Raw genomic sequence first — 22,605 nt, 5'->3', positions numbered from 1 at the left:
GTGAAACGCAACATCGCCGATGGTAGTGTGGGGTTTCCCCATGTGAGAGTAGGTCATCGTCAGGCTTCTAAATAAAAAAAGGGCCACCCAATCGGGTGGCCCTTTTTTTATTTTGGATACGATGAATTACTGTCGACTACCCTGCAGCGCAACGCGCTGCCATGTGACAAGCGATGCACCGCAGGTGCCAGCTTGGGGCGCCGAAGGCGTCGCGACGCGATGGCGAGCACCGCTCGCCACCCAGTGTAGGTCTAGGGAGCCTTCCAAACCTCCAACACCTATAAACGGCATGCTTGTGAGCCCATTTCAAGCCAGCCTGCCGATGACCCGGGCGGCGTTCCGCTACTTTCGCTGTGCGAAAGGGTCATGGTGATTCGGACCTGCAGCCCTCACCCTTCGGGCTGCCTGCGGCAGTCCAAACGGCGTTGCCGTTTCTCAGGCTGGAGCGCCAGGCCAATTCAAATAAAAGAAGGGACCACTTATCGCTGGCCCAAGAGTGGTGATAAACCCCGCTATTCCTTCTGCGTGGGCACTCTGCCTTAAGTTCTGGCTGCAGAACTTTGTCAGCCCCACAAAAATTAGTTTTGATGGTCACCGGCCTAGTACCATAGGCCATTAACCATTTGACGGTATAACCCGGTAAAACAAGGTGAGTTCGTTCCCAAAAGACGTATTCTGGCTGGATAGTGTTTCCGATTCCCGGTTACCGCGGGAGCCGCTTCCACACAGTCTGGATGTGGATATTGCCATCGTCGGGGGCGGTTACTCGGGGCTCTGGGCGGCCTACTACCTGAAGCGGCTGGACCCGGCCCTGAACATTGTGGTTCTCGAGCAGCAGCGAGTCGGCTACGGTGCTTCAGGCCGCAATGGTGGCTGGCTGATGGGGGAGTTTTCTCATATGGAAAGCTATCTCCAGAAGCTCGACGGGGATCGCTCCAGGGCAGCGCGCGCACTGATAACGGGCATCGTCTCGGAGGTCGCCAGTGTCTGCGAGCTTGAGCGTATTGACTGCGATCTCGTATACAGCGGGGGGATTTACGCAGCAGCGCGCTTCCCGGAGCAGTTAAGCAGGGCGAAATCCGCACTCGAGTCCTATCGGGGTATGGGCTTTGGCGAGGATGCGTTTCACTGGCTGGACGCACGAGAGACAGGGCAGTTGGTCAATGTGCGCAGTCCACTGGGTGCGGTCTATGCGCAACATGTGGCTGCCCTTCATCCGGCTAAACTCGTGCAGGGTTTGGCGGAGGCGGTTGAGCGGCTGGGTGTTGTGATCTACGAACAGACCAACTGTAGGGAAGTGAGCGGTAAGCAGGTGCAAACTGACCGCGGTGTAGTCCGGGCGGAAGTGGTGGTCAGTGGCCTGGAAGGTTATAGCAACAGCACCGATTCAGCCCTGAGCGGCCGGATTCTACCGGTTGTCAGCCGGGTGGTGGCCACAGAGCCTCTGTCAAAAACACAGTGGGCAACGATCGGGTTTGCCAAGAGGCCGGTATTTTCCGATTGCAGTCGGCTCGTATCTTATGTGCAGCGCTCGCGGGATGACCGGCTGATTTTTGGTGCGCGGGGTAGTTACCGTTTTGACGGCAAGCCGCGCCTAGAAACCGCTCTCACTGACAGGGAAGTCGCCTCCCACCGGGCCTACCTGCAGGACTTCTTTCCCTCCCTCTCCAACGTCTCCCTGACCCATGCCTGGTGCGGCAATCTGGGCTTTGCCAGACGGATGGCGCCGGTGGCTGTGTGCGATCACAAGTCGGGACTGGCCGTGCTCGGTGGATATGGCGGTGAGGGTGTTGGTGCCTCCAACCTGTTTGGGCGCACGTTGGCAGACTTGATCCTGCAGCGTGACACCGAGCTGTCATCGATGCCCTGGGCACACTCGCAACCGGTCCGGAAAGTCCTGCAGCGATGGGAGCCGGAGCCATTGCCCTGGCTGGCCTACCGGGGCATCAATGCCGTCTTTGCCTGGGAAGAGCGACTGGACTTGGGGCGGGGCAGGGGGTGGCTCAAGCCGCTATCCCATCGTCTGGCGAACTGGTGCCAGAGGCTCCTGTGATGAGTGGACGGCGCGGGCCGGGGCAGCCAATGAGGACCGGTGGACTGATCCGGTGACCATCCGACGGGGGCCGAGGACAAAACAGGTAGTACCCATGTCCTCTTTTAACCCCTTCGGGGCCGTTGAATACTGGGTCAAGACCGGGCAGCTGGGTACACTCCGCCGACCCAAAACCCATAAGCGAGGCCTCCGGTGGAACTGGCAGAGCTTTCCAACCTGACGTTAGCCCTGTTGCTCCTTGCCTGCGTGATCAGTGCTTTTGTCTCTGCTGTGACCGGCGGGGCCGGCGGTATCCTGATGTTTGCGGCGTTGAACGTGGCCATCCCGCTGCGTCTCCTGGTACCGATACATGGCGCGGTGCAGCTGATCAACAACGTGGCGCGGATCTATTACGTCCGCCGCGATATCCGCTGGGACTTCTGTTTACCGTTCTTTGTCGGCTGTACCCTCGGCGCTGTCCTGATGACCCTGGGCCTGGCCCGGCTGGACTGGCAGGAACTGCCGCTCGTCTTATTGGCAGTGCTGATTTTCTACACTGTGTTCAAACCGAAGCGGCTCCCGGAGATCCGCCTGGCACCCCGTCAATTCGGCTGGCTCGGGCTGGTGACAGGCAGCTTTGGAATTCTCGCCGGTGCGGTAGACCCGCTGCTGGCTCCTTTTTTCGTGCGTCGGGATCTTACCCCCAGGGAGATTGTGGCCAGTAAGTCTGTGATGCAGGCCTGGTGCCACGCCCTCAAGATTCCTGCTTTCATCTACCTCGGTTTTGCATTTTCCGACCACCTGGGGCTGATTCTCGTCCTGGCCGTGGCGGCGGTGGTGGGGACCCGTATCGGGGTGGCACTACTGAACACGCTCGATACCGAGCTCTTTTTCAAATTGATGCGCGTCGCACTGCTGCTTGCCGGTGTGCGCCTTGTCTACCAGCTGACGGTGGGGTAATTCCAATGAGCGACTATCAAATCATCAATCCGTTTTCCGGAGATCTGATCGAGGAGTACGCCCTCGCGGGGCGAGAGGATGTCGATCGCGCCCTGGCACTGCTGGTCCAGGGGCGCGAGCGTCAGGCCGGGACGCCGGCATTTGCCCGCTCCGATATCCTGCTGCGGCTGGCGAACCTGCTGCTGGAGCGCAAGGAAGAACTGGCCCGGGCGATTACCGAGGAGACCGGCAAGACCATCTCCGACAGCCGGGTAGAGGTCGACCGCGCTTATAACACTGCCCTCGCCAGTGCCATGGAGGCCCGGAATATCCACGGTGAAGCGTTGGATTCCGATGCCTTCCCGCCACAGCGGGAGCGGGTTGGGGTTGTATTGTGGAAACCACTGGGGACGGTCCTCTGCATCACACCGTTTAACTTCCCCATCAACATTGCCATGCACAAGATTGGCCCCGCGTTTGCCGCGGGGAACACCATCCTGTTCAAGCCCGGTCCGCAGAACAAACGCTCGGCGGAACTGCTGGTCCAGCTCTGCTATGACGCAGGCATGGACGAGTCGGTCCTGCAGATGCTGATCCCGGATATCGATGCCACCAGCTACGCCGTGGCGCACCCGGAGGTGCATGCAGTGAACTTCACCGGTGGCACCGCCGCTGCCAATGCCATCGCTACCCGTGCAGGCTACAAGAAGTTGCTGTTCGAGCTCGGTGGCAATGATCCACTGATCGTGATGGAGGATGCGGACTTGGATGCAGCGGTGGCAGCAGCGATCAACCAGCGGTTTGCCACGGCGGGCCAGCGTTGTACAGCCGCCAAGCGCCTGTTTGTCCATGCAGGGGTGTATGACGCTTTTGCCCGTAAGCTGGTGGCAGCCACCGAGGCATTGAAAGTCGGTGATCCCAGCGAGGAGGACACTTTCGTCGGACCGCTGATTCATACCGCGGCAGCGGACGAAGTGGAACAGCGCATCTCTGCGGCGGTTGCCGCAGGGGCCCGGGTGCTGGCGGGACACAAACGGGAGGGCAATGTCCTCTGGCCCACCGTATTGGAAAATGTCCCGGATGATGCGGCGCTGGTGGCGGAGGAAACCTTCGGCCCTGTGATGCCCCTGCGCCGCTTTGACGATGTGGAGGAAGTGGTATCACTGGTGAATGACTGTGCCTTCGGCCTGCAGGCTGGTGTGTTCACCCAGAACCTCTCGCTGGCGAAAATGCTTTTCAATCGCCTCGATGTGGGGTTGCTCGCGGTCAATGATGGCCCGGGCTTCCGCGCCGAGCACTTTCCGTTTGGTGGCGTGAAGGAGAGTGGTGTCGGTCGCGAGGGCGTGCGCTATGCGATCAGGGAGATGAGCTACCAGAAAACCCTGGTGATATAGTCCTCTACCGGAAATTTCTGCGCTTTTTGCTGATGGCCCCGCTATCGAAACCGGTGGCCACCAGCCCCATCCCTCCATTGATCGTTTGTATCGGGCCGCGCTTGCGGCCTTGCCCTGCCTGTGGTGATAATTCCAGCCAGCACCGGATTCGCCTCAGGGCAAATTCTGAATGGGCTTCGCTAAGGCTCGTGCTCCCTAGCATAAAAATAACAACCCGACAGGAGGTTGCCCGTGGGCGCTATTGATCAGGAATTTCGCCGCAGAGGTTTCACTTTCCGCACTCTCTGCGTGATGGCGTTGGTGGTCTGCGCGGGCTGCTCCCCACAGGATCCCGAGCTGACCGCATCCAATAATACCGATTCAGACGCGCCTGCCCCTGCAGCGCGGGAGACCGCAGCCTTGTACCAGAGGACCTGTTTCAGTTGCCATAGCACCGGTATCAACGGCGCACCGCGTACCGGTGATCAGCAGGCCTGGGCAACACGCATGGATAAGGGCATGGAGGTCCTAGTCCGCAATGCACGCGATGGTTACCAAGCTATGCCCCCACGTGGGCTGTGCTTCGATTGCTCGGACGAGGAATACGGCGCCCTGATCCGGCTGATGGCGGAATCAGCCAACTAGGCAGTGAGAACTCCCGGATCGGCGACCTGGCCGCGGCGATTGGCATGAATTTTCCGGCAGCCGGGAATTTCTGGGCTTTACTACGGTAAATCCCCAGTGTTTCCGGAAAAGGATGAACTGAACCTATAGTTTTTCCTTATTGACTGGATTCCAGATATAAATTTCCAATCAAACTGCATCACGTTAGTATGTTCGCCAACGAGGTCGGCAGACTTCCGCAATTTCCAAGAGAAAGGAGATATTCAGCATGACCAAGATCGATATTGGTATTGGCGCGAAGGATCGGGAGCATATCGCGGATGGCCTGAAGAGGCTTTTGGCAGATAGCTACACGCTGTACTTGCAGACGCACTATTTCCACTGGAACGTGACCGGTCCCATGTTTCGCGAACTGCACCTGATGTTCGAGGAGCAGTACACCGAGCTGGCGGAAGCCGTGGACGACATTGCCGAGCGTATTCGTACTCTCGATGTTTACGCCCCGGGCACCTACAAGGCCTTTGCCAGCCTGACCTCCGTGGAGGAGGTAGTAGAAGTGCCGACGGCGGAGAAAATGGTGGAAATCCTGACCAAGGGCCATGAGCAGGTGGTGAAAACCTGCCGCGATGTGTTGAAGGCTGCCCAGGAAGGTGAAGACGAATCCACCGTGGCACTGGTGGGGGATCGCATGAGCGTGCACGAGAAGACAGCGTGGATGCTGCGGGCGACCTCAAAGTCTTCCTGATTCCGACTGCAGTAACTGTAGAAACGCGCGGGCAGGGGCGGATAAACCGCCCCTGTTTCGTATCAGTGCCCCCACCTCCTGGCTAATCTCCGGCCCCTCAAGTGCTGTGACAGCGAGCCCGTAGCCCTCCATCTGTGATCGGCACAGGCTGGGGACGACGCTGACGCCCAGCCCCTCCCTGACCATCTGTCCGATGGTGCTCAACTGGCTCGCTTCACAGAAAAGCTGCATGTCACAGCCGGATTCGCTGAATGCACGGTCGGTCCAGCGTCGGATTGCGGAACCGCGGTTCATGGCGATAAAGGGCGATGTGGCAAGGTCGGCCCAGGACACGGAAGCCTCTGCAGCCAGAGGGTGATCCTCGGGCATCACGGCCACGAACCGGTCCCGGGAGAATGGGATGAATTCGAGGCCACTCAGGGCCTCCGGGCGGAAAGTGATCCCCAGCTCGGCGCGACCTTCCTGCAGGGACTGTACCACCCGCTCCATGACTACGTCCTCCAGCACGAGGTTGATCTGCGGGTGCTCGCGGTGGAATGCCGCCAACAGGGGCGGCAAGCGGTTGAGGGCAAATGCCGGGATCACCGCCAGGGCCAATTGGCCGCGCTGCAGCTGGAAACGCTGCTGCAGGGCATCAAACGACTGGTCCCAGCTGCGCAGCAATTGCTCTGCCCGCCCGAGGAATTCCACTCCTTCCGGCGTCAGCGCCAACTGGCGGCTGTCACGGCTGAACAGCGGTCCGCCGGCACTGGTTTCCAGGTTGCGGATGGCAATGGACAGCGCCGGTTGGGAAACATGCAGCTGGGCGCTCGCACTGGCGAGGCTGCGGGTCTTGGCAACGGCGACAAAGGCCCGCAGTTGTTTGATCGTGGCATTCATCGGGCAGTCTGATCGTTTAATGTTTAAATAATATTAATAGATGTTTAAAAGTTTAAATTATATTTAAGTGTTAGACCAAGGCATGATTGTCGCCCTTGCCAATGCGGCCTACGCTGGGCGCATTCCACAATAAGGAACCGATGAGGTCAGTCGAGATGAGCAACAACAGCACCCCCCTCTGGGCGCCGACGCCCGAGGCCATCGCCGCCACCCAGATGGATCAATTCCGCCGCCAGGTCAATGAACGTTTCGGCCTGGAACTGGCCGATTATGACGCCCTCTACCAGTGGTCTGTGACCGAGCGGCAGGACTTCTGGAACACGCTATGGGATTTCGGCGAGGTCATCGCCGAATCCCGGGGCGAGCGGGTGCTCGGTAAGGACACCATGCCGGGGGCGGAGTGGTTTCCGGACGCGCGGCTCAATTTCGCAGAAAACCTGCTGCGCTACCGGGACGACAAGACCGCCCTCGTTGAGCGGTTGGAGAATGGGCGTCGCCGCAGCCTCAGCTATGCCGAGCTGTTTGAACGTGTGGAGCGGTTTGCCGCTGCCCTGCGGCAGGAGGGTGTGGTAAAGGGCGACCGTGTCGCCGGCTTCATGCCCAACATCATTGATACCGTTGTGGCCATGCTCGCCACCACCAGCATCGGCGCCATCTGGACGTCCTGCTCACCGGATTTCGGTATCAATGGCGTTCTGGATCGCTTTGGCCAGGTGGCGCCGAAGGTACTGGTGGCCTGCGAGGGCTATTTCTATAACGGCAAGACCATCGATTCTCTGCCGCGCCTGCAGGAAATCCTCGCCCGCATCGAGTCCGTCCAGAAGCTGGTGGTTGTGCCGGTAGCCCGGACCGAAGAGGAGACGCGCTCGGCGGTGGCAGACATGGACAGAAGTATCTGCCTGTCGGACTTTGTCGATGCCGCCCCGCAGGATCCGCTCAGCTTTGAACAGACCGCGTTCGATCATCCGCTCTATATCATGTACTCCTCAGGCACCACCGGAGTGCCCAAGTGCATCGTACATGGTGTCGGCGGAACCTTGTTGCAGCACCTGAAGGAGCACCGCCTGCACTGCGACCTGGGCCGGGATGATGCCCTGTTCTACTTCACCACCTGTGGTTGGATGATGTGGAACTGGCTGGCGAGTGGTCTCGCCTGTGGTGCCACCCTGGTACTGTACGATGGCTCCCCTTTCTATCCGGCTGCCGAAACCCTGTGGGACATGGCGGATGAAGAAAGTGTCAGTGTGTTTGGTACCAGTGCCAAATACATTGCCGCACTGGAAAAAGCGGGCTGCAAACCGCGTGAGAGCCACAAACTGGAGCGACTGCGGGCGGTATTGTCGACTGGTTCACCGCTGGCGCACGAAGGGTTCCGCTACGTCTACCGGGATATCAAGGAAGATGTGTGCCTTTCATCTATTTCTGGCGGCACCGATATCATCTCCTGTTTTGCCCTCGGCAACCCGGTGCTGCCGGTGTACGCCGGAGAGCTCCAGTGCCGTGGCCTGGGTATGGCGGTGGAAGTGTGGAACGACAATGGCGCGCCGGTGGTGCAGGAAAAAGGGGAACTGGTCTGTACCCGGTCCTTCCCCTGTATGCCCATCGGATTCTGGAACGATGAGGATGGCTCCAAGTATCGCGGCGCGTATTTCGAGAACTGGCCCGGTGTCTGGGCCCACGGCGACTATGCGGAGATCACCGAGCACGGCGGTGTCGTGATCTACGGGCGCTCTGATGCGGTGCTCAACCCGGGTGGTGTCCGTATCGGCACGGCGGAAATCTACCGTCAGGTGGAAAAAGTGGAGGAGGTGCTGGACAGTATCTGTATCGGTCAGGAATGGAACGATGATGTCCGCGTGGTGCTCTTTGTTGTCCTGCGCGAGGGAATCGAGCTTGACGATGCGCTGGTCCAGAAGATCCGCACCACCATTCGCGCCAATACCACGCCCCGCCATGTGCCGGCTAAAGTCATTCAGGTGGCGGATATCCCGCGGACCATCAGCGGCAAAATCGTCGAGCTGGCGGTGCGCAATGTGGTGCACGGAAAACCGGTCAAGAACCAGGAGGCCCTGGCCAACCCGCAGGCGCTGAAGTTGTTCGAAAACCTGCCGGAACTGGCGCAGGATTAAGCCGTAACCCACCGGCGGGTCAAACCCGCCGGTGGCCCGCGGCTCTGCCAGCTGGCTGTCGCGGGCCATTCATCTCTCTCCCTTCCTGATAGCGGGCGTCATTCAGTTACCCGCCAATCTGCGCTACCCTTGCCACACAAAGCATCAATAACAGTAAGGGAATACACCCATGGTCACCTACCTCTACTGGGCGGCAGTGATCGCCCTGGTCATACTTGCGCTTTTTGTCGGAAGCCGCCTTGGCAGCCTGGGCAAAGGCGCCATTGTGGCGGGTATCATTTTCCTGATTGGCTGGCTGGCCTATTTCTTCCATTACGAGCAAGTTTTCGTGAAGCGCTTTGGTGGCGTCATGCGTATTACCGTGCCGGATGGTCAGCAGCACATCGGTGCCACCTGGAAAGAGGACAACCTCTGGATCCAGAATTATGACCCCAAGACCAATACCTGTATTTTTTCCGAATACTCAAAGGGTAATTTGCTGGAGGGCCGTGTGCTTATCCGCAATTGCAACCCCCTGAAGGGCGGTACCACTGCCCCTTAGAGGCACTTTTCCCCGCAATCGAAGTCTGAACGAGTACAGAGCTTTTCTCTCGAGGGGCCGGGTGCCCCGCGATTGAACAAATAATGTTAAATGGCCTGGATGCCGAGCATCAGAGCAACTCCTGCGGAAGGATCCCTTGCGACGTATTTTCGCTCTTTTCTTGATCACCCTGTGCTTCGCCTTGCCCTCGCAGCGCCTGGAGGCCATCCCCTTTTTTGACCAGCTGCCGGATTTCAAGGTCCGCGTCGAAGGGGACCGGGAGTTGCAGGACTGGCTGCAGGATGAGCTGGAGAAATTGCGCAAGGGAAGCAGCGTCCTCAAGACCTACGAAGATCCCCGCGATGTAGCCCGTTACGAGCAGGGCAACTTGCAGAAGCTGCTGCGCTCCCGTGGTTATTACGATGCCATCGTCCGCCACTCTGTCGCCAACGACAAGATTACCTATCGGGTCAATCCCGGGCCGCAGTACCTGATCAAGAGTATTTCCATCGATATGCCAGGTCGCCTGCGACAGGGCTTCAGCGGCCTGCCGCTGTCAGAAGGGGATCCACTGGAGGCCGAAAGCGTCCTCGGTGGTGTCAAAGCAATCGAGACATACCTGCAACAGAATGCCTGTCTGCTCAATGTGGACGTAAGTTATCGTGCCACGATCATCCGCAGTGAAGCGCGTGCAAAGCTGACCTACCGTGTTGCAGCAAGTCCGGAGGTGGCAGTGGGTCAGGTCAGCATCGAGGGACTCAGCACCGTCGATGAAGAATTCCTGCGCGACAAACTGCAGATCGTCCCCGGCGACTGTTTCAGCAGGCAGAAGTTGGACGCAGCGCGATTGAAACTGCTGCGCACGAACCTCATCAGCAGTATTAACACTCGCGTTTCCGAGCCTTATGCCGGCCAGGTGAATGTCACCTTCGTGGTCAAGGAGCGACGTCATCGTACTTTGCGTCTCGGCTTGGGATACTACTCCAGTGAGGGGGCCGGTGTATCGGCTGGCTGGGAGCATCGCAATATTTTCAGGCGCGGTGAGAAAATCGAGATTGAAAGCAAAGTCAATCCGGTACAGCAGACCCTCAAGGCCCAGCTTACCGTGCCGCAGTTCCTGCGAGAGGATCAGAACCTGGCGGGCAAAGCTGAACTGTCCAATGAAGAGCGTGACTCTTACACCGCCGAATCCCTCACTGTCGGGGCAACTGTCTTCCGCACTCTGAGCAAGCACCGCACCGCCAGCCTGGGCAGTGAACTCAAGTTCAGCCAGGTGGAGGAAGAAGAGCAGACGGGCAGTGAGAATTACCAACTGTTGTCTTTTCCCCTTGGCCTCAAGCTGGATACCACGGACAACATCCTGGATGCTCGCCGAGGCGCCACGGCTGCGCTGGAGCTCAAGCCATACGTGGACATGGGTGACACTGACACGAGGTTTCTGAAAACAACCCTGGTGCTGACCGGCTACAGGACGGCGGAAGCGATGCGATTTGACCCCACGCTGTCCGTGAGGATAAAGGCGGGGGTCATTTCCGGGCTGAATAATTTCGAGCTGCCGGCGGACGAGCGTTTCTATGCCGGTGGCGGTGGCTCAGTCCGCGGTTATGCCTATCAGTCTCTGGGTCCGCGACCACTGGTCGAAGAGCCGGATGGCACCTTTAAACTGGGTGATCCCATCGGGGGCCGGGCGCTGAGTGAAATATCCCTCGAAGGGCGCCTGCGTTTCTCGGAAACCTGGGGTGGCGTGCTTTTTGTGGATGGTGGCAATGCCTACGCGAACCCGGATCCCAACTTTTCCGATCTGTATTGGGGGGCAGGCATTGGCGTTCGCTACATCACCTCCTTTGCGCCATTGAGGTTCGATGTGGCCTTTCCCCTGGACAAGCGCGACGACCTCGATGACGACTTTCAGGTGTACGTGAGCCTGGGGCAGGCATTCTGAGATGTGGCAGTCGCTCCGATCCCTGATCTCCGGCTACCTGCGTGCACTGGGGGTGTTTTTACGCAGCCTCTGGCAGGGCATCAGTGGCCGTGGCTCCCTGCTGTTCAGCCTGTTCTTCGTGCTGCTGCTGGCTGTGCTTTTCCTGCTCGGGACCGAGCCCGGCCGCATTGCCCTGACCCGCATGGCGTTGATGACCGCCGAGGAAGTCGTGTCGGGGCTTGAGATTGAAACCGGGACGCTGTCCAGTCCTGCACTGGGAAGCTGGGGCTTTCAGCGCCTGCGAGTGGATTACGAAGACGGCAACCTGGCACAGGCGGAGAACCTCTCCCTGGCGGTTGACGTGCAGGCACTGCTTCGCGGGCGAATCGACATCGACCATGTCCGGGCGGATAGCCTGCGCCTCGACAACGACACCCTGTCAGAGCTGCTGGAAGCCCTGGGGGAGGAAGCCGAGCCGCCGCCGGTGGCTGAACCTTTTTCCCTGCCTTCTGTGCGGTTGGGCGAGCTCAGTATCGGGCGACTCGAAGTGCTCGATGAGCGCCTGCAGGGGCTGCCTGTCTTGCAGGTCGATGCCACTGGTTCACTCCAGTGGCCCGACGTTCCGGCGGGCCTGGACCTGAGCGCCCGCGAACTCAATGGCAGTCAGCTGCACCTGGATCTATCCGCCAGCGAAGGTGAGTCCGGTGTTATAGCCGTGCAACTGGCCGTGTCGGAAGATGCCCGGGGATTCCTGGGACGACTGCTCATGCTACCCGAGGACCAGGCCCTTGATGCGGAGGCGCGTTTCAATCTGGCGGAGGCCGATGAGGGCGTGTGGCGGGTGGACATCGATACATTCAGCTTGCCACTGGTAGAGCACCGTTTCGCACTGGCCGGAGAAGTGGAGCTGGCTCTCTCTCCCTGGCAGGTGGTGACCAGTGGCCTCGCCCTCAGTGTGGATGAAACCCGGCATGGACTTTCCGGCAGTGTCGGGGAAGAGGGCGTCGATGCCGAACTGCAGCTGAACCGGTTCCCGCTTTCGGTTTCGCGGCCCTGGCAGGATGTTCTGCAGGGAGGGTGGTTGTCGGCGGACCTGACTCTGCGTGGTCCTCTGTCTCTACCGGAAGTCTCGGGTGTGATTGACCTGAATTCACATTTCCGCCAGCGACCTTTGCGTCTGCAGGGGCGGCTGGAAACTGAAGAGAAAGTCGTCACTCTGCACTCGGCGACCATCGACTACGCCGATGCCAGCCTTGATGCCAGCGGTCAGGTGGACATCGGACGTGAGACCATCGATCTGGAGGGCCTGTTAGAGGGGCTGACAGTAGCCGAGCTGAATGAGCTGGTGAGTGCGTTTACCGATTCGGCGCCACTGCCCCCGGCGCTTTATGGCGATATCGAACAACTCAGGGTCACCGCCGCCGGCCCCTGGAAAAATCCTCGCTTCACTGCGGAGCTCCGGGCGCAGCCAGCCTATGAATCCTTTACCGCCAGCCTGAATGCGGTTGCCGAGGGGGATTTGAAGTCGGTGACCATCTCCAGATTGAACCTGGTGGGAGAGGGCATTTCGATTCAGGGCGCCGGCAAAGTCGGCATCGACACCCAGTCCCTGGACCTCAAGGTGCAGGTGGCAGCCGATCAGTTCCGTCCGGCGGAGACCCTGGGCATTGCCGCCACAGAGGGCCTGGTACTGAATCTCGATGCTTCCGCTGTCGTCAGTGGCCCGTGGAAAAAGCTGCGTATCGCCAGCAACCTGGATTCCTCCGGGCGTTATCAGCAGTATCGTTACCGGCTGGAAGGTGCCGCTGCCGGCAATCTGGACCGGGTCGAACTGGATAAGATGCGTCTCGAGCTGTTCACTGATGCGTCCACCGAGACCGAGCCATTGAGCCTGCGCGGTCCCCAGTCCCTGATCCTGCGCGATAACGAGCCGGTGAAAGGTGGCTATCCCCCGGACATCGTGGCGGGACTGGCAGCCGAATCGGAGCGGCTCGGGCGCTCCGGTTCAGCCTGGCTGGAAGTGGACGGTGTCATCGAGCCGCGCAAGGCCCGGGCGGATCTCGCCATCTCGGGCCGTAATATACCCGTGTCGCTGGCCCAGCTTGCCGGTGTCGAGTTGCCGCCCTCACTGGAGGGGGAAGTCAGCCTTGACGGGGAGCTCCATGGGCCATTTGCCCGGCCTGTGGGCACTGTGAATATACTGGCTGTCGGTCTTTTCCGGGGGGAAGCCTGGCATCTGCAGGGCAATATCGGCTATTCGTCGGGGGCCTTGCAGCTTTCCGCCGTCGAACTGGTGTGGGCAGACGAGAATCAGCTTTCGGCGGCGGGGAGCATCGACAGCAAGACCCTTCAGCTCGACCTGCGCGGGCGTGGCCGGCTCGCTGACCTGCCGCTGGACCTGCCGGCCGATATCCGTGAAAACGGCAGCGTGGAACTGTGGGCGACCGCGTCGGGCAGCCCTGAGAAGCCGGAGCTGGCCGGCGAAGTCCGCGTCGACAGCCAGCGGGCCCCGGCGGTACGCGGCGGTGGGCAACCTCTGGGCCTGGTGCTGCAGTGGCAGACGCGCGCTGACAATCTGGAGCTTTCCCTTGGCGCCAGTCATGGCGACCGACAGGCTGTGCAGGCTGCCGCAGTGCTCGAAGTGACTCCCCTGCTGCGGCAGATGACTACGCCGCGGGAAGAGGGTGAAGCGGCCCCGCCATTGCCACTGAACCTGCAGAGCAATGGCAGTGCGGATCTGTCTGTAGTGGCGGCTTTTATCGATCCGGACATTCACGCCCTCAAGGGGCAACTCAACTTTGCCCTCGACGCCAGTGGCAGCTTTGCCGACCCGAGCCTGGATGGGCGTGTCGAGCTGCAGGGGGGCTCCTACGAGCACCGGCCGACCAACACCCGCCTGCGCAAGATCGACTTCCTCGCCCGCTTTACCCCGCAGCGTTGGGTGATCGAGCGGGCCCGGGCTGAAGACGGGGAGAGCGGCAGTATCAATCTCGGTGGTGAAGTTCGTTTCGCTGGTGAAAGCACACCGGAGCTGGATTTCCGCCTGCGCGCCGAGCGCGCGCAGCTGCTCAATACGCCGGCTGTGCGCGGTGCCGTATCCGGCAATCTCTCACTGACCGGTACAACCGAAGCTTCCCTTTTGGAAGGGTCATTGAAACTGCGCCCCCTCACTGTGCAGTTCGAGCAGCTGATCGGCAGCAGTGTGCCGGAGATCGATGTGGTGGAAGTGGAGGTGGATGGCCCACCGGTGGAGCGATCGCGGCCGTTCCTGGACAGCATCCAGCTGGCGGTGCAGATCGTGCTGGATCAGCAGTCCTACGTCCGCGGCCTCGGCCTTGATTCCGAGCTGGTTGGCACTGTGGACGTGGAGGGCACTGCCGCCAAACCCCGGGCCGCTGGGGCGCTGCGTATCGTCCGCGGCAACTTCGACCTGCTGGGCAAGCGCTTTGAACTGCAGGAGGGGCAGATCCAGTTTGAAAACAATGTCGCTGCTGTCTTTGTGAAGGGGCGGCACCAGTATGCCGATGGTGAAATCATCGCTGAGATTTCCGGCAGTGGTGATGATATTGATATCTCGTTCACCTCGACGCCACCAGCAGCGCAGGATGAAATTTTTGCGCAGCTGCTGTTCGGAAAGCAGCTGGCTGATATCTCCCCGCTGCAGGCCGTGCGACTGGTCAGCGTCGTGCGGACACTGCAGGGTGGCGGGGCGGCGGCTTTTGACCCGGTGGCCAAGACCCGCGAACTGCTGGGGGTGGATACCCTTGACGTGCAGACGGAGGAAACCGACGAGGGCGACCAGTATGCGCTCAGTCTCGGCAAATACATTACCAATCGCATTTACATCGAACTTCAGCGGAGTACCGACCCTCTCAATCCATGGGAGGCAAAGATGCAGATCGAATTGCGTCGCAGCCTGAACCTGCAGTTCAAATCGGCTGATGAAAGTGAAAGCGGCGCCGGCAGTGTGGAGTTGCAATGGAAGAGGGACTATTAAACTCTGAAACCAGATCAGGAGCCTGACTGTTTCAGGGGCAGGAACCCAAAACCGATGAACTATGGTCTTCTCTTGCTGGCCGGGGGCTTTTCCCGGCGCTTTCGCAGCGACAAGCGACTGGCCAGCATAAACGGTAAGCCGATGTTACTGGCAACGCTGGACGTTGTGCAGGACGCCCTGGAAGAGTTCCCCGGCACTACCCTCAAGGTCGTGATTCGTGCCCGGGATCCACTGGTTGAGCACCTTCTTGCACAGCGCGGAGTGGCTGTAGTGCATGCACCTGGCTGGCCGATCGGGATTGGTGCGAGCATCGCGGCGGGAGCTGCTGCGCTACTCGAGGGTGAGCCGGCACTGGATGTGATCGCTGTGGTGCCTGCAGATCTGCCCCAGCTGCGACCGGAGACCCTGCGCGAACTGCTGCAGCAGTGTTGGCGTGACAGGCTTACGGTGCCGGCCTGTCTCGGTGAGCCGGGTGAGCTGGTGGCTATCGGGGCAGATTTCTTTTCACTGCTGCCAACCCTGTCGGTCCGTCACGGCCTGAAAAAGCTGCTGCGGCGCCATGCCGGGGCGGTTCGTTACCAGACTGTGAGCGATACTTCGATCATCCGTTCGATCAACTCACCTGCAGATTTTCAGGCAGCAATTCAGCTGGGTCCAGCCGATAGAAGCCCCGCAATTCACCATACAGAGCCGCATGATAGTGTCGCAGCGCATGGGGAGTGACGAAGAACGCTTCAGTGGCGACGGCAAAAAACTCCGCCGGTGATACGGCGCCATACAGGTCCAGCACACCGGGTGTTTCCTCGTCGTCGGAAAGGCCGGCACTGATGGCCTGTAGTCGCTGATACTCCCTGCCCAGTACGGCCGCCCAGTTACGGCCTTCGCCGGCACCAGAGAAAACTGGCCGGCCGTCGAAGGCCCCATCTTCCTCGTCCAGTTTGTGGGCAAACTCATGCAATGCCACATTGCGGCCGTGCTCCGGATGTCCCATATCCTCCTGTAGATCGGACCAGGAAATCACCACAGGACCCAGATAGTGGGCTTCCCCCTCGCGGGCGCTGTCACTGGTGGTCTCGATGTAGCCCTCTACATGGGTTTCCCGGGCAACATAGGTGCCGGGATACACCAGCACCGTGCGCAGATCGGGGTAGCCTCGGTGCTCACGCTGGAGCAGCAATAGCCCGGCAAACGCGCTGATGGTCACGCGTATCTCCTCGGTAATGGTCAGCCCTTCGCAACCGACAAACTCCTTGTCGTGAAGAAACAGGCTGACATTGCTCTCCAGCTCGGATTGCTGTTGGCGGGAGAGGTGCCGGTAGAGCGGCAGAGCATGTGTGAGCAGACGCTTCTGCAGACTACTGAGCGGGCGCGAGCGCAGGTAACGCAAGCGCCATCTTCCCCAGAGATAGGGCACGACCCAGACCAGCAAGGCTACCGCCACGATGGCGAGAAACATCTTCAAGCGGGCTTCCCCTCCGGCAATGTGTTAGTTGGCGACCCGGGTCGGTTTCATTGGCCCGGCTCCGCTTCTTCGCCGACCGTTTGTGGAGCACCGAGAGTCTCGGTAGCTGTCGCCTGCTTCAATGGTGCCACGGTCAGCGTCCTTCCCGCGTATTGTATCCGCGGTGTGAGATAGGGGGCGAACACCGTGGTGTCCGGGTCGTTGCTGAGCCAGTGGTGGCAGAAATCCCGGCTCGCCGGCGCGATCATGGGAAAGCTCTTTTCGTGATAGCGGGCTGTACGCTCATGGGCGGACAGGGTAATGATGGAGCAGCTGAGCAGCCGTCCATCATCCCAGGTTTTATAGAGCCCGCAGAAAAATAATGGCAGTCCAAAGTTGAACTCGACCGGTCGCTCGCCATGCTGACTCTCCACCCAGGCAGTGGCAGGAATCAGGCAACGGCTGTGCCGATATTCCGGGCGTTGGGGTAACTTACGCCAGTTGCTGTTGATCGACCAGTACTTCTTGTGGGGACGATAGTTGTCGCCGTCTCTCTGCAGGTAAAGGTGCCAGATAGCATCCTCCACTTCGGCCTCGCCATGGCGGTTAGTGACGATGCTGACGCGGGAGGTGGGGCGGTGACGTTGCCCATATCGCATCCGCTCCCGGTGTCGCACTCCCACCTGTTCGAGAAATCGCTCGATGCCAGCGTGGTCGTCCGTGTCGAAAAGGCTGCACATAAAGCGAGTTCAGTCTTTGATTGGTGAATCCAGAATATTTTTCTGCGCCGCAGGATGAGGAAGAAAGCTGACCTGGCAGGTTCTGCTATGACTTCCTTCCCGGTTGTAGCTAATTTTCCTGTGGGTAACGGTAAAGCTGTTCCGCCCATGAGTCCAGTCGCTACTGTCAGTACCCGGCAGCCGATTATTGCAAACATCCTGTCAGTGAATATCCACCATAAAAATGAGGGTGGGGAAGGCGCCACCGGACTTGTGGGACGGCGTATTTGGTCTAGATTAGGGCGGGGTATGAGTACTTTTCCGCGTTTGTTTTCCAGGAGAGTTTTCGGGTCAAACTCATGGAGTTCAGGGCAGCGGAAAACGTAAAAGCATTTTGAGTGAAATATAACCAGTATTTCAGGCCTGTGTCCGTGTGTCTTTGTTGTCTGACACGCCTTCTCGCGAAAAAGAAGTTATTAATGTCTGCGATGATCTAAAGGGACTCTCTGTCATCTGTCGATTCGTCTTCTCACTCCGATACCTGTCAACACCAATCGAGGGAACGTCTTGCGGTGGGGTTTAAGACTGAAATGAAAAATATCCGGGGGTTCACCCTTCTGGAGTTGATGATCGCGATTGCGATTGCCTCCATTTTGCTAACCATTGGTGTCCCCAGTTTCAGGGATTTCTTTGAGAGACAGAATTTGAAGGGTGCCGCCGAACAGGTCTACTCCCGTATTCAGCGTGCACGCTCCGAGGCGATTACCCGCAAGGTGGAAGTCGGAGTCAACTTCAGCGCCGATGGCAGTGAAATCTGGTCCTATGGCCTCAGTGACAAAAATAGCGGCACCTGTGATACCGCCGAAACAGATATCTCACTGGATACTGCCTGTACTCTGGCCATCGACGATGGTGACGGCATAGTCGACGGTATCGACGGGGCATCCGATTGGAATGACAGGGTGCTCATGACTTTTACCAGTGCCGAGCACGAGGATGTCGCGGTGACACTCCGTAATTTCGAGAACGGTACCCGGATCGTCTTCGAGCCGCTTCGGGGCACAGCCAGAGAAGCCACTGGTATCCCCAGTTTCGGTGAAATCCTGTTTGAGTCCAGGAGTGGGCATCAGTTGATGATCAGGGTCGGACTGCTGGGGCAGGTTAGGATCTGTTCACCGGACGGCAGCGTTACAGGTTACGTTGATGGAGTACCGGGCGATGATGCGGCGTGCTGAAGATAGGCTGAGGTCACAGCGGGGCTTCACTCTGATTGAACTGCTGATATCCCTCACCATTGGCCTGATCATCCTCGGCGCAGCCGCCTCCGTTTATGTGACTACTGTCGTCAATAGTGGCGCATCGATTTCTGCCAGCCGTCTCAACCAGGAGCTGGGGACACTGATGAGTGTCATGGTGCAGGATATCCGCCGCGCTGGCTACTGGCGTGATGCGGCATCAAACCCGATACAGAATCCCTTCAACACCGCGGATGTCACGGCCCTCGCGGTGAGGCCATCCGTTGCCGATCCCACTGGCGTGGGATCGTCTGGCCAGTGTGTGCTCTACGCCTATGACTCCAATGACAGTGGCAGCCTCGATAGTGAAAACCTGTTTGGATTCCGCCTCAATAATGGGGTTGTGGAAATGCGACTGGGCGGCCTGAATACCAACGTTCGCCATGACTACTGCAGCAATGTCGGAGACGACTGGCAGCCGGTGACAGACCCGAATTTGGTGAGGGTCACCAATCTTACCTTTGATACACAGGACTCTACTGCACCCTCCACCTGCCTGAATACGCGTGAGCCCGACGGACTGGACAATGGTGGAGGTAGTGGAGTCGATGATGATAGGGAATATGACTGCTACGACACTGCGGCTGACACTGGAAATATCACAGTAGAAACGCGTCAAATATTGATCAGTATCGAAGGTGAGTTGGTTAATGATAGTGCGGTGAGGGTTTCCCTCAATCAGCGGGTCAGGGTGAGGAATGACCTGGTGAGGAAAAGATAATGCGCGCTATCCGTACCCCGATCTGTTCCCCGTGCCATCAACGAGGGGTTTCTACGCTGATCTTCGCAGTGCTTGTCTTAGCCCTTACGGCGATCGTGAGCCTGACCACATTCGACTTTGTCCGCCAGGAGCAAGTTCTCTCTAATAATGACGGGCGCGCGCGCCAGGCATTTGAAGCGGCTGAAGCGGGCCTGGCAGAAGCGCTCGCATATCTTGGCCAGGGGGCGGACCGCGATAATGACGATGTTATCGATCCGGTATTCGACACCGACAGCGATGGTGTCGGGGATAGTAATCGCGCTGCTGTCGGTACGGCCACTGTAGAAGTGGCCACGGCTGAAGCTGGTGGGCAGATTGCGGTAACCGCTATCGGTTTCAGTGATGATCGGTCTGCAACCCATGTTGTCAGCCAGCGCCTTTCCGTGACCGATCCGTTGCCCAACGACCCGTCGAACCCGATGATTGCCAAGGGAAAAGTGGAGATCAACGGCTCGGCAACCGTACACAACCAGGAGGGCCACAGCACGATCTGGAGTGGCGGGGAGGTTGACCTTGGGTCCAATAACGCGACGGCGACGGAAGTGCCAGATATGGGGGACTCCGGCTACCCGCTATGTATGGATACGCCAATGACCTGCAGTACGGTGTCTTCATCCAATAAACTGAGTATTGGCCTGGATGTGATCGAGAGCGATACCAGTATCGGTAATCTCACTCCCTCTGAGCTTTTCCAGAATTTCTTCGGCATGACACCCGAGAATTATCGTAACTCTGGCCTGGTAACCATGGAGACCACGCCGGCTGATGCCAATGCCGACGTGCAACTGGCGACCCACCAGGTGATCTGGGTGGATGGAGATGTGTCATTCACCAATAACACTTCTGTCGGATGTTCGGTGGCTATGCAGGGGAATAATCTCTGCAGTGCTGCGGAGACTGAACCGTCGATACTGATTATTGACGGTAATGCATCATTTGAGGGTACACCCAACTTCCACGGTATGGTCTTTGTCACCGGTAATGCCAGCATCACCGGTAACATGACAGTGGTGGGGTCGATCATCATCGCCGGGGAACTCTCCAGCGATGCCGGCGGTAGTATGGATGTATTTTACAACTCTGCTGTGCTGGCGGATCTTGTTAATGCTGGAAATCGGTTCGGCGTGGCTGGGACCTGGAAGGACTTCTAATGACCGAGTGTCTAAGAATCAGGGGTCAAATGATGGATAGGAAGCTGCCACTGTCTCCCCCGCAGAAGGCAAGGGGCATTGGCCTGATCGAAGTGTTGATCGCCATGTTTGTGCTGGCGGTGGGTGTGCTAGCTCTCGGGAGAGTGCATGGTGATTTCCTCGGTATCAGTGCCACCAATAAAGCCAGGGCCGAAGCATTGGCTATCGCACAGGGTCGCCTGGAGGACATGAGGAACTATATGCATGCCGCCAACACGCTGGCAGAATTCAATGCGCTTTATCCTGTTGGTGTTGATGCCAATGGCCAGCTTATTGACGGTGTGAATGCGAGCTTCCGCAGAACCGAATCGATTGCTGCAAAGGGAGACCTTCGCACTGTTACGGTCAATGTTGAATGGCAGGATGCCCGGGGGGAAACCCAGAGTGTTCTGCTGGACACTGAACTTGCATTCATTGCACCGGGGGCCCCGGCTGTTCTCTCGGTTGTGCCAGAAGGGCCCCTCGTGCCTTCACCCACCGGCAGGGCAAGGCTGGGGCGTGGCACTTTGCCGGAGGGGGCGGAGACAACACCAAATAACGATGGCACAAAGATGTATCTCGCCGATGGGGATCGAAACCTGGTGTCGGGAGATAAAATCGTCCTTACCCTGGAGGATGCCTGTGTTAGTGCGGAAGGGGCCTGCGAGAACTTCGTCCAGATCAAGGGTAAGGTTTATATCGATAATGCCACGCAGAAATCGCTCTCTCCCCAGGATATCCATCTGCAGGCGTCAGATGCAGCTTTCTGCACCCGTTACTATGTTGACTCCAGCGGTGAAGCTCAGACGATCGATAGTGCCAGTAGCAGTGACCTGTTGACGCAGACCGGGGATTACCGCTTTTTCCATTACACCTGTTACCTCGGAGGGGGTTGGCACGGCAACATCGGAGTCTTGCTTGCCGGCGGCATCAAGCAGAAAGATAAAATCTGTTTGGGAGACCCGGTTTCCAGGAATGAGTGGGCGTCACCGGTAATTGCGGTTCGTCGAGCATACCGTGGCATGATCTATGGAAAGGACAGCACCGGAGCGCCAATGACCACGGCCAGCGGTGATTACGTCTATACCTCCTACGGTATCGCCGACGGCATCATTTTGCCGGATCCGGATTCAAAGGATCACACACACGATTTCGTGATTTCTGCGATGTCGGCCGGCAGCACCGATGGGGCCAACTGTATTTCGCAGGCTGTGATGGTGCGCGCCGATGCCGCGGTCAATGGTGTGCCGGGTGATCTCTTCGCGGGCAATCCGGATGACTTTGTCTGCCTGAATGATGGCATGCTAGATCTTTACGACGACACTAAATATGGTCATGAGACCACCTGTCCCTATGATCCGACCAATCCACCGGTAGAGCGCCACGTGATCAGCGGGCAGGTCTCAGTTGCTGTCCGGGATGATACGATCTTTTCCGACGATATCCTCGCATCGATTACTGTCGATACTTCCGATGGACCCGGCAACTGCCAGTTGGAACCCTTTGGTCCGGAGGGTTCTTCATATAAGGCGGTCTTTGCCTGTGATGTATACGACTGGGGCTCGGGCTGGAATGGGGCCATTTATACTGCCGCAGCCGGCAATGAAACAAAACTCACCTGTTCACCAAGTCCCATGTCACTGACGACTGTGTCTGGTGACAGCGATGGCCAGGATATAGATTGTGCCGTGGATAGTTACGCCTTGATTTCCGGCAGGGTGAGCACCGTCGACCAGAACAAGGTTCTTTCTACTGTCTCCATTGCGGATGGCAGCTGTACTGTAAGCAAGTCCGGTCTGTCTTATGAGTGTGTGACAGCAGCTTACGATAGTGGCTGGGATGGCACCCTGACTTTTGAGCTGAGCGGTGGTGCCATTTGCGCGACAGCGGGCACTGGTAATGACGGAAGCCTGACGCTGTCCAGTGGTTCCGGCAGTGCGGAGGCGGTGGCCGTGAAAATCACCGGCTACAACCAGCTGGATATTCAAATTCAAAACAGGCTCAACCAGTGTCCGGGTTGAACCCCTGAGGCTCCGGATTCGAATCGATTACCGCTGCGGGT

17 protein-coding genes are annotated in these 22,605 nt (G+C 58.7%); 14 read left to right on the top strand and 3 right to left on the bottom strand.

Going from position 1 to position 22,605, the window contains the following annotated elements:
• Positions 1 to 649: 649 nt before the first annotated feature.
• The 5 genes from LVD12_RS14470 to LVD12_RS14455 all read left to right on the top strand — a co-directional run bounded on the left by LVD12_RS14470 (position 650) and on the right by LVD12_RS14455 (position 5,713).
• Positions 650 to 2,053 carry an NAD(P)/FAD-dependent oxidoreductase gene (locus LVD12_RS14470; protein WP_237068432.1) on the top strand — a complete coding sequence of 468 codons (1,404 nt, stop codon included), beginning with the start codon at positions 650 to 652 and terminating at the stop codon, positions 2,051 to 2,053.
• Positions 2,054 to 2,245: 192 nt separating this feature from the next.
• Positions 2,246 to 2,992, top strand: coding sequence for a sulfite exporter TauE/SafE family protein (locus LVD12_RS14465; protein ID WP_237068431.1), 747 nt, complete (start codon positions 2,246 to 2,248; stop codon positions 2,990 to 2,992).
• 5 nt (positions 2,993 to 2,997) lie between these two features.
• On the top strand, positions 2,998 to 4,365 hold the full coding sequence (gene safD, locus LVD12_RS14460) for a sulfoacetaldehyde dehydrogenase SafD (RefSeq protein WP_237068430.1): 1,368 nt from the start codon (positions 2,998 to 3,000) through the stop codon (positions 4,363 to 4,365).
• Between the two features lie 291 nt (positions 4,366 to 4,656).
• Positions 4,657 to 4,989 (top strand): c-type cytochrome, encoded by a 333-nt coding sequence (locus LVD12_RS16300; RefSeq protein ID WP_369413394.1) that lies wholly within the window; start codon positions 4,657 to 4,659, stop codon positions 4,987 to 4,989.
• 247 nt (positions 4,990 to 5,236) lie between these two features.
• A complete protein-coding gene (locus LVD12_RS14455) occupies positions 5,237 to 5,713 on the top strand; it encodes a Dps family protein (protein WP_237068429.1) in 477 nt (158 codons plus the stop codon).
• On the opposite strand, the gene LVD12_RS14450 is transcribed toward LVD12_RS14455, so the two are convergent.
• Entirely contained in the window at positions 5,699 to 6,592 is an 894-nt protein-coding gene (locus tag LVD12_RS14450) for a LysR family transcriptional regulator (RefSeq protein ID WP_237068428.1), read from the bottom strand. The two genes, LVD12_RS14455 and LVD12_RS14450, sit on opposite strands and share 15 nt — an antisense overlap.
• A gap of 155 nt (positions 6,593 to 6,747) precedes the next feature.
• On the opposite strand from LVD12_RS14450, the gene LVD12_RS14445 reads away from it, so the two are divergent.
• The 5 genes from LVD12_RS14445 (at position 6,748) to LVD12_RS14425 (ending at position 15,882) form a co-directional block, all read left to right on the top strand.
• Entirely contained in the window at positions 6,748 to 8,721 is a 1,974-nt protein-coding gene (locus LVD12_RS14445; protein ID WP_255771934.1) for an acetoacetate--CoA ligase, read from the top strand.
• A 169-nt stretch (positions 8,722 to 8,890) separates the two neighbouring features.
• Complete coding sequence (locus LVD12_RS14440; RefSeq protein WP_237068427.1) at positions 8,891 to 9,262, top strand: hypothetical protein; 372 nt, start codon at positions 8,891 to 8,893, stop codon at positions 9,260 to 9,262.
• Between the two features lie 136 nt (positions 9,263 to 9,398).
• Positions 9,399 to 11,183 carry an autotransporter assembly complex protein TamA gene (locus LVD12_RS14435; protein ID WP_237068426.1) on the top strand — a complete coding sequence of 595 codons (1,785 nt, stop codon included), beginning with the start codon at positions 9,399 to 9,401 and terminating at the stop codon, positions 11,181 to 11,183.
• Between the two features lies 1 nt (position 11,184).
• On the top strand, positions 11,185 to 15,159 hold the full coding sequence (locus LVD12_RS14430; protein WP_237068425.1) for a translocation/assembly module TamB domain-containing protein: 3,975 nt from the start codon (positions 11,185 to 11,187) through the stop codon (positions 15,157 to 15,159).
• A gap of 54 nt (positions 15,160 to 15,213) precedes the next feature.
• Positions 15,214 to 15,882, top strand: coding sequence for a nucleotidyltransferase family protein (locus LVD12_RS14425; RefSeq protein ID WP_237068424.1), 669 nt, complete (start codon positions 15,214 to 15,216; stop codon positions 15,880 to 15,882).
• On the opposite strand, the gene LVD12_RS14420 is transcribed toward LVD12_RS14425, so the two are convergent.
• Both LVD12_RS14420 and LVD12_RS14415 read right to left on the bottom strand, forming a co-directional pair.
• Positions 15,773 to 16,615, bottom strand: coding sequence for a M90 family metallopeptidase (locus tag LVD12_RS14420; protein ID WP_237068440.1), 843 nt, complete (start codon positions 16,613 to 16,615; stop codon positions 15,773 to 15,775). The genes LVD12_RS14425 and LVD12_RS14420 overlap by 110 nt on opposite strands.
• Positions 16,616 to 16,668: 53 nt before the next feature.
• Positions 16,669 to 17,340, bottom strand: coding sequence for an SOS response-associated peptidase family protein (locus tag LVD12_RS14415; RefSeq protein WP_237068423.1), 672 nt, complete (start codon positions 17,338 to 17,340; stop codon positions 16,669 to 16,671).
• A 569-nt stretch (positions 17,341 to 17,909) separates the two neighbouring features.
• Between LVD12_RS14415 and LVD12_RS14410 the strand changes: the two genes are divergently transcribed.
• Genes LVD12_RS14410 through LVD12_RS14395 form a run of 4 tightly spaced genes read left to right on the top strand, consistent with a single transcriptional unit; the run spans position 17,910 to position 22,564 of the window.
• A complete protein-coding gene (locus LVD12_RS14410) occupies positions 17,910 to 18,554 on the top strand; it encodes a GspH/FimT family pseudopilin (protein ID WP_237068422.1) in 645 nt (214 codons plus the stop codon).
• Positions 18,538 to 19,335 carry a prepilin-type N-terminal cleavage/methylation domain-containing protein gene (locus tag LVD12_RS14405; protein WP_237068421.1) on the top strand — a complete coding sequence of 266 codons (798 nt, stop codon included), beginning with the start codon at positions 18,538 to 18,540 and terminating at the stop codon, positions 19,333 to 19,335. Before LVD12_RS14410 ends, LVD12_RS14405 begins: the two co-directional genes overlap by 17 nt.
• A complete protein-coding gene (locus LVD12_RS14400; RefSeq protein WP_237068420.1) occupies positions 19,335 to 20,525 on the top strand; it encodes a hypothetical protein in 1,191 nt (396 codons plus the stop codon). The genes LVD12_RS14405 and LVD12_RS14400 overlap by 1 nt, the downstream gene beginning before the upstream one ends.
• Positions 20,526 to 20,557: 32 nt before the next feature.
• Positions 20,558 to 22,564, top strand: a complete 2,007-nt coding sequence (locus LVD12_RS14395; protein ID WP_237068419.1) for a type IV pilus modification PilV family protein — start codon at positions 20,558 to 20,560, stop codon at positions 22,562 to 22,564.
• Positions 22,565 to 22,605 lie beyond the last annotated feature (41 nt).

The sequence above is a fragment of the Microbulbifer guangxiensis genome (assembly GCF_021729075.1).
Lineage (GTDB): Bacteria > Pseudomonadota > Gammaproteobacteria > Pseudomonadales > Cellvibrionaceae > Microbulbifer > Microbulbifer guangxiensis.
Note: the sequence above shows the minus strand (reverse complement) of the source record. Positions and strands in the feature narration are given on the sequence as shown.

Coding starts and splice junctions, on each gene's coding strand:
- safD (WP_237068430.1), top strand. CDS start 2,998: ATGAGCGACTATCAAATCATCAATCCGTTTTCCGGAGATCTGATCGAG.
- LVD12_RS16300 (WP_369413394.1), top strand. CDS start 4,657: ATGGCGTTGGTGGTCTGCGCGGGCTGCTCCCCACAGGATCCCGAGCTG.
- LVD12_RS14455 (WP_237068429.1), top strand. CDS start 5,237: ATGACCAAGATCGATATTGGTATTGGCGCGAAGGATCGGGAGCATATC.
- LVD12_RS14450 (WP_237068428.1), bottom strand. CDS start 6,592: ATGAATGCCACGATCAAACAACTGCGGGCCTTTGTCGCCGTTGCCAAG.
- LVD12_RS14445 (WP_255771934.1), top strand. CDS start 6,748: ATGAGCAACAACAGCACCCCCCTCTGGGCGCCGACGCCCGAGGCCATC.
- LVD12_RS14440 (WP_237068427.1), top strand. CDS start 8,891: ATGGTCACCTACCTCTACTGGGCGGCAGTGATCGCCCTGGTCATACTT.
- LVD12_RS14430 (WP_237068425.1), top strand. CDS start 11,185: ATGTGGCAGTCGCTCCGATCCCTGATCTCCGGCTACCTGCGTGCACTG.
- LVD12_RS14425 (WP_237068424.1), top strand. CDS start 15,214: ATGAACTATGGTCTTCTCTTGCTGGCCGGGGGCTTTTCCCGGCGCTTT.
- LVD12_RS14420 (WP_237068440.1), bottom strand. CDS start 16,615: ATGTTTCTCGCCATCGTGGCGGTAGCCTTGCTGGTCTGGGTCGTGCCC.
- LVD12_RS14415 (WP_237068423.1), bottom strand. CDS start 17,340: ATGTGCAGCCTTTTCGACACGGACGACCACGCTGGCATCGAGCGATTT.
- LVD12_RS14410 (WP_237068422.1), top strand. CDS start 17,910: ATGAAAAATATCCGGGGGTTCACCCTTCTGGAGTTGATGATCGCGATT.
- LVD12_RS14405 (WP_237068421.1), top strand. CDS start 18,538: ATGATGCGGCGTGCTGAAGATAGGCTGAGGTCACAGCGGGGCTTCACT.
- LVD12_RS14400 (WP_237068420.1), top strand. CDS start 19,335: ATGCGCGCTATCCGTACCCCGATCTGTTCCCCGTGCCATCAACGAGGG.
- LVD12_RS14395 (WP_237068419.1), top strand. CDS start 20,558: ATGGATAGGAAGCTGCCACTGTCTCCCCCGCAGAAGGCAAGGGGCATT.